Consider the following 5,968-nt stretch of genomic DNA (forward strand, 5'->3'; position numbering starts at 1 on the left):
GCCGTGTTGCGGAAGATGAGCTGGGCCTTGGAGCGCCAGCTATGCGGATAGGCATGGGTGAGCTTGTCATGGGCGAGCAGCGCGCCTGCCTTTTCAAGCTCCGCCATCACAGTCTTGTTGGCGTTGCCGTCCTTGCCCTGACGGTTCAGCACGAAGCATCCGGCAAAGAGCGGCACGTCGTCGTAATAGGTGCCTTCCTCATTCACCGTTTCCGGGATGCCCTTGTAGCCGAAATTCTGCACCCAGAGCATGTAGTCGTCCTGACCATGCCCCGGCGCGGTGTGGACGAAGCCGGTACCGGCCTCTTCCGTCACATGATCGCCCGCCAGCAGCGGCACGTCGAACTCGTAGCCCTGACCGCGAAACGGGTGCGCGCAGACCAGGCCCTTCAGCATGTCGACATCGACATGGCGCTCGCGTTCCCACGATTCCACGTTCGCGGCCTTGAAGACCTCCGCCGCCAGCGCGTCGGCCAGCACGATCTTCTCACCGATTTTCGCCGCCGAGCCTTCATTCACGGCGTCGATGCGATAAAGGCCGTAATCGATCTTGTCGGAGTAGGCGATGGCGCGGTTGCCGGGGATGGTCCAGGGGGTGGTCGTCCAGATGACGATCGACGCACCGGCAAGTTCGGCAGGCGGCGAAACCATCGGGAAGCGCACCCAGATCGTCGGCGACACATGGTCGGCATATTCGACTTCGGCCTCGGCCAGCGCCGTCTTTTCGACGACCGACCACATCACGGGCTTGGAACCGCGATAGAGCGAGCCGTTCATCAGAAATTTCTGGAACTCGCGCACGATCACCGCTTCGGCGTCATAGGCCATGGTGAGGTAGGGGTTCTCCCAGTCGCCCTGCACGCCGAGACGCTTGAACTCCTCGCGCTGCACATCCACCCATTTCTGGGCGAACTCGCGGCATTCGCGGCGGAATTCGAGCGGCGGCACCTCGTCCTTGTTCTTGCCCTTCTTGCGGTACTTCTCCTCGATCTTCCACTCGATGGGAAGGCCGTGGCAGTCCCAGCCGGGCACGTAAGCGGCATCCTTGCCCATCATCTGCTGGGAGCGGACGACGATGTCCTTCAGCGTCTTGTTGAGGGCATGGCCGATATGGATGTTGCCATTGGCGTAGGGTGGGCCGTCATGAAGGGTGAAGGTCTCGCGGCCCCTGGATTCTTCCCGCAGGCGCTTGTAGAGGTCCATCTTCTCCCAGCGCTCGAGCCATTCCGGCTCGCGCTTCGGGAGGCCCGCCTTCATGGGGAAGTCGGTCTTGGGCAGGAAGAGCGTCTCGCGATAGTCGCGGCCGGCTTCTTCAGTGTTGTCGGAATCGGATTTCGTTTCGGATGACATGAGGGGTCTCGGAAAGTTCGGGGTTCGCGCGAATGCTCAGGATGGGTCCCGGTCCGTGCCCCGGCCCCTCGTCATGGGGGCGCTCAGCGGCACGCCGGGCGGCTAATTCGCGGCGCTATGCAGGGCTTGCGCCCCTCATCCGCCCCTATGGAAACGAGCTTTTTCATGCGCCGGTTTCTAGCAGCCGAACCCCTAACAGTCCAGTAACGGGCGCAACACCCCACATTGTCATGCCCGGACTTGATCCGGGCATCCAGAGCGGCATACCGCACATCTATGCGCTGGATTGCCGGGTCGAGCCCGGCAATGACACGGGGCGGGTCAGGCCGGAATGATCTTCTCTACCGCCCGGGCCTTCAGGCACAGCTTGCCCTCGTCATTGGTGAAGACGGCCTCCACATAGGCCTGGTTTTTCGACTTGTTGACCACATGGCCCTCACAATGGAGCGTTCCGCCCGTCACGGGGCGGAAGAAATGCATCTGGAGGTCGGCAGTGGTGAAGTTCCTGTCGTCCTCCAGCATGCTCATCAGCGCGAAGGAGCAGGTCTGGTCGGCCAGCGTCGCCAGATAACCGCCGAAGACCGCCACCGGGTTCATGTAATCCGGGTTTACCGGCCAGTCGAAGCGGATACGGCCCGGCTCCAGCACCGTCAGCTCGCCCGAATAGAGATTGAGGGCCGTCACATGGGGCGGGGCCTTTTCCGTCTCCCCCGCCGCGATCCGCTTCATGATATTGGCCCAGCTCGGCATACCGTCTCCTCGTCTTATTCGTCAGTGGCGAGTTTCGCCGCTTCGGCCAGCATGTCCGGCAGGCCGATGAGTTCGTTATAGCGCTGGAAGGTGACCCGTTCCTCACCGGCGGGCAGTCCCTCCCCCTTGAGAAGCGTTGCATAGACCGATTGCAGCCGCGCCGTCACGGCCAGAAGCGCCGATACGGGATAGATCGCCAGCTTGAAGCCCAGCCCCTCCAGCTCGCGCGCGGAAAGATAGGGCGTCTTGCCGTCTTCCACCATATTGGCAACCAGCGGCACCCCCTTGAAGGTCTCGCAGACCTTCGTCATTTCCGCTTCCGTCTGCGGCGCCTCGATGAAAAGGAGATCGGCGCCCGCTTCCAGAAAGGCTTCGCCGCGCCGGAGCGCCTCGTCGAGATCATGCGTCGCGCGCGCATCGGTGCGCGCCATCACCTTGAAAGCCTTGCTTGAGCGCGCGTCCACACAAGCACGTATCTTGGCGGCGGCGTTCTCAAGGCCGATCACCTCCTTGCCCTCCATATGGCCGCAGCGCTTGGGGAAGACCTGGTCCTCGATCTGGATGCAGGCCGCGCCCGCCTGTTCATAGGCGCGTGTCAGCCGCGCCGCGTTGAGCGGGCCGCCATGACCATTGTCGCCATCGGCAAAGAGCGGCACGGGCGCGCAGGCCTCCGCCAGCGCGGCAACGCGGGCAACCATCTCGCTTGCGCTCATCAGGCCGATGTCGGGCAGGCCCAACGTCGAACCCGCCACACCGAAGCCCGTCATATAGACCGCATCCGCGCCCGCCTGCATGGCAAGCCGCGCCGACAGCGCATCATAGGCGCCGGGCGCCACGATCAGGCCGGGGGCCGCCAGCAGATCGTCCAGCGTCTTCACATTCCTCATATCGCTTCTTTCTTCTCCGTCTCGCCGTCCGCGTCCAGCAGCGGCGCCTCTCCCCAATCGGCTGCGAGAATGCCGGCGAGCCTGTCCGCCGTCCCCTTTCCCAGCCTCTCGTCCAGCAGCGCTTCCAGTTCCTCTAACACGTCGAGCGCCTCCTGCCGCATGGCAGCACCCTCGGGGGCGAATTCCACGATCTTGCAGCGTTTGTCCTGCGGGTCGGGCAGCAGGCGGACCAGCTTCTTTTCCTCCAACTCGCGCAGCGCCGTGTTCATGGATTGCCGCGTCACGCCGATGAGCCGCGCCAGCTCCGAGGGACGGCGTATGCCGGCCTGCACGTACATCATGGTCATGGATTCAAGACGGCGCACACCGCCCCAACCGCGCTTGTCCAGATTGCGCTGGAGCGCGCCGTCGAACCACATGAAGCGGTTCAGGAGCTGGGCCATCAAGAGGCCGGTCTGGCGGGACATGCGCGATTTCTCCCTTGTGGATACTGTCAGTTTATCTTACGTTTTTCCCATCAACGCAATGGGAGGGAGCCTGATGCCGCGTTTGAGAGAGGTCGGAAAGGCGGATGCTGATCCGTTCGCCCAGCAACTTTACAAGATGCTGTTCGGCGATCGCGACCCGGTAAAGGAGCCGGGCACGGCAACGGGGACGCCGGGCAATTGGTGGACCGTCTTTGCGCTGGTGCCGGATGCCTTCAAGCACACCACGGAAGGCTTTCAGTTCTACCGGAGCCCGAACCGCAAGCTCGATCCGAAGCTGCGCGAGCTGGGGCAGATCCGGGCCGGTTTCACCCGCGGCTCGCAATTCGTCTTTTCGCAGCACTGCAAGGCCTGCCGCGATGTGGGCTTCACCGAGGAGCAGATCAAGGCCATTCCGCACTGGCCGATCGCCAATTGCTGGGCGCCCGTGGAGCGCGCGCTTCTTGCCTATACCGATTGCCTGGTGTTGCAGGGCGGGCGCGTACCGGAAGCGATCTTCGACGAGATGAAGAAATATCTCTCCGACGAAGAGATCCTCGAATTCACCTATGTGACCTGCACCTACGAAATGCACGCCACGATGAGCAAGGCGCTCCGGCTCGAATATGACGATGTCGATGAAAGAATCGTCGAGGTCGACGCGCCGGAGGGAAACTCGGCCGACGTGATGAGCATGGTCGACACGGACAAGGCAGACACGCAAAAGGGAGGAAACTGAGCGATGGGCTATCATCATCTGGCGCTTGCCGCGCGCGACATGAAAGCCATCCACGACTTTTATGAAGGCGTGATGGGATTCCAGCTCGTGAAGGTTGAAGTGGGACCGTCGCCCGAAGGCGGGTGGGCCAAACATTTCTTCTATCGCATGGAAGACGATTCCAAGTTCATCGCCTTCTGGGAAATGCACGATATGCCGGGGACGGAGAATTTCGAGACCAACCTCTCCAAGGCCGCAGGCGTGCCCGACCATATCAACCACATCTCCTTCGACGTGAAGGACATGGACGAGCTGCAGGCCCGCAAACAGCGCTGGCTCGATGCCGGTCATGACGTGCTGGAGATCGACCATAACTGGTGCTATTCGATCTACACCAAGGATCCGAACGGCAATTTCGTCGAGTTCTGCCTGACGACCGGCAGCTTCACCGATGAAGACCGGAAGAATGCGCTCGCCGCGCTGACGGCGGAGAAGCCGGCATTCTCCAAGCCGCCGGCGAATATCCTGACGCACAGTGCGAGCGCCAAGGAACCGGCCAACGCCTGACCGCCGCTACCGGGACCCATTGCCGAGAAGAGAGGAAGCAGGATGAAAGACCTGCTTATGCCCTGGTATGGCGAAATCAAGTTCCTGCACCTGATCTTTGTCGCCATCTGGGCGTTTTCGACCGCCGTCGCCTATCAGAACTATGTGCTGCCGGCCTTCCGCAAGGCGCTCGACAATCCCGACGACGCAGACGCCATCGCGCATCGCAACAGGATGATCGAGGCCTTCGACCGGGGCGTGGTGCTGGAGCATGTGGCCTTTCCGATGGTGCTCCTGACCGGGCTCACACTCCTCTGGCTCGGTGGCTGGTCGCCGGAAAGCTCGGGCTGGCTCGCGGCGAAACTCACCCTCGTCCTTCTCGTCTTCATTCCGATGGAGATCGTGGACTATCGCATCTCGCATTTTTCCCGGCCGAAGCGCGAGATGCGGCTCGCAGGCGATATGGACTCCTACGAAGCCGCTATCGCCTTTCATTGGCGCTTCCTGCGGGTCAGCACGGTTCTGGTGGTCACCACCATTCCAACGGCGATCTTTCTGGCCGTGGTGAAACCGTTCTGACGCCTAGAGCGGCCAGTTGAAGCGCCAGCCGATCCGAACCTCTTCCGCCTCGTCATCGGTATCGGACAGGCGCGCGCGCAGGCTGGTGCTGAAAGGCAGGGCCCTCGCCTTCAGCCTTACCCCGGTCTCCACCGTATGGATGAAATGACGCGTGGCGGCCACTCCTCCCGCAGCGGCGCCATAGACGATCCGGTCCAGCCGCCATTGTGACGAGATCGAGGAATAGGGTTCGATGGCGGCGAAATATTCCGTCGGCGCCACTTTCACCGTCAGGCGGCCCCTGCCGGTGGCGCGCTTGCGGATACGGGTTTCACTGATCCCGTCCCGGTATGCGGCGACACCGATCCGCGACGCATCCAGACTGCCCGACGGGGTGAAGACGAAACGTCCCTCCTCGTCCAGCTTCCACCGCGCCCTAACGCCCGCCCCACTCAGCCAGCCCTCGCCCGCATAGCGTTCCGCACCTTCCGGCTTTTCCACCCGGTCTTCCCGCCAGCCATAACCGCCATACACCCGAATGCGCGTATGCCGTTCCGGCACCCATGCGAGGTAGGGCGTGACGAGCCATGCCCGTCCGTTCAGCGCGGCGCGCGACGCGGTCGCCGTGCGATGGGTTTCTTCCCATGTCAGGATCGCGCCGGTTTCCCAGTCATCGGCGAGCGGATAGGCGACGCC

At 62.7% G+C, this 5,968-nt stretch carries 8 protein-coding genes; 3 read left to right on the forward strand and 5 right to left on the reverse strand.

Annotation, left to right across the window (positions count from 1 at the left end):
• The 4 genes from CMI59_RS11605 to CMI59_RS11620 form a co-directional block, all read right to left on the reverse strand.
• On the reverse strand, positions 1–1,349 hold a 1,349-nt coding region (locus tag CMI59_RS11605), incomplete at its 3' end, for a class I tRNA ligase family protein (RefSeq protein WP_293328418.1).
• A gap of 321 nt (positions 1,350–1,670) precedes the next feature.
• On the reverse strand, positions 1,671–2,099 hold the full coding sequence (locus tag CMI59_RS11610) for a PaaI family thioesterase (protein ID WP_293328419.1): 429 nt from the start codon (positions 2,097–2,099) through the stop codon (positions 1,671–1,673).
• Between the two features lie 14 nt (positions 2,100–2,113).
• Positions 2,114–2,986 (reverse strand): isocitrate lyase/PEP mutase family protein, encoded by an 873-nt coding sequence (locus CMI59_RS11615; protein WP_293328420.1) that lies wholly within the window; start codon positions 2,984–2,986, stop codon positions 2,114–2,116.
• Positions 2,983–3,453, reverse strand: a complete 471-nt coding sequence (locus tag CMI59_RS11620; protein WP_293328421.1) for a MarR family transcriptional regulator — start codon at positions 3,451–3,453, stop codon at positions 2,983–2,985. Before CMI59_RS11620 ends, CMI59_RS11615 begins: the two co-directional genes overlap by 4 nt.
• A gap of 73 nt (positions 3,454–3,526) precedes the next feature.
• On the opposite strand from CMI59_RS11620, the gene CMI59_RS11625 reads away from it, so the two are divergent.
• Genes CMI59_RS11625 through CMI59_RS11635 form a run of 3 tightly spaced genes read left to right on the forward strand, consistent with a single transcriptional unit; the run spans position 3,527 to position 5,293 of the window.
• Positions 3,527–4,189 carry a carboxymuconolactone decarboxylase family protein gene (locus CMI59_RS11625; protein ID WP_293328422.1) on the forward strand — a complete coding sequence of 221 codons (663 nt, stop codon included), beginning with the start codon at positions 3,527–3,529 and terminating at the stop codon, positions 4,187–4,189.
• A 3-nt stretch (positions 4,190–4,192) separates the two neighbouring features.
• Entirely contained in the window at positions 4,193–4,735 is a 543-nt protein-coding gene (locus tag CMI59_RS11630) for a VOC family protein (protein ID WP_293328423.1), read from the forward strand.
• Positions 4,736–4,777: 42 nt separating this feature from the next.
• A complete protein-coding gene (locus tag CMI59_RS11635) occupies positions 4,778–5,293 on the forward strand; it encodes a DUF2269 family protein (protein WP_293328424.1) in 516 nt (171 codons plus the stop codon).
• A gap of 3 nt (positions 5,294–5,296) precedes the next feature.
• On the opposite strand, the gene CMI59_RS11640 is transcribed toward CMI59_RS11635, so the two are convergent.
• The coding region (locus tag CMI59_RS11640) for an autotransporter domain-containing protein (protein WP_293328425.1) at positions 5,297–5,968 on the reverse strand (672 nt) is incomplete at its 5' end.

Origin of the sequence: Parvibaculum sp. (assembly GCF_002684405.1) — a bacterium.
Classification (GTDB): Bacteria; Pseudomonadota; Alphaproteobacteria; order Parvibaculales; family Parvibaculaceae; genus Parvibaculum.

Coding starts and splice junctions, on each gene's coding strand:
- CMI59_RS11630 (WP_293328423.1), top strand. CDS start 4,193: ATGGGCTATCATCATCTGGCGCTTGCCGCGCGCGACATGAAAGCCATC.
- CMI59_RS11635 (WP_293328424.1), top strand. CDS start 4,778: ATGAAAGACCTGCTTATGCCCTGGTATGGCGAAATCAAGTTCCTGCAC.
- CMI59_RS11620 (WP_293328421.1), bottom strand. CDS start 3,453: ATGTCCCGCCAGACCGGCCTCTTGATGGCCCAGCTCCTGAACCGCTTC.
- CMI59_RS11610 (WP_293328419.1), bottom strand. CDS start 2,099: ATGCCGAGCTGGGCCAATATCATGAAGCGGATCGCGGCGGGGGAGACG.
- CMI59_RS11615 (WP_293328420.1), bottom strand. CDS start 2,986: ATGAGGAATGTGAAGACGCTGGACGATCTGCTGGCGGCCCCCGGCCTG.
- CMI59_RS11625 (WP_293328422.1), top strand. CDS start 3,527: ATGCCGCGTTTGAGAGAGGTCGGAAAGGCGGATGCTGATCCGTTCGCC.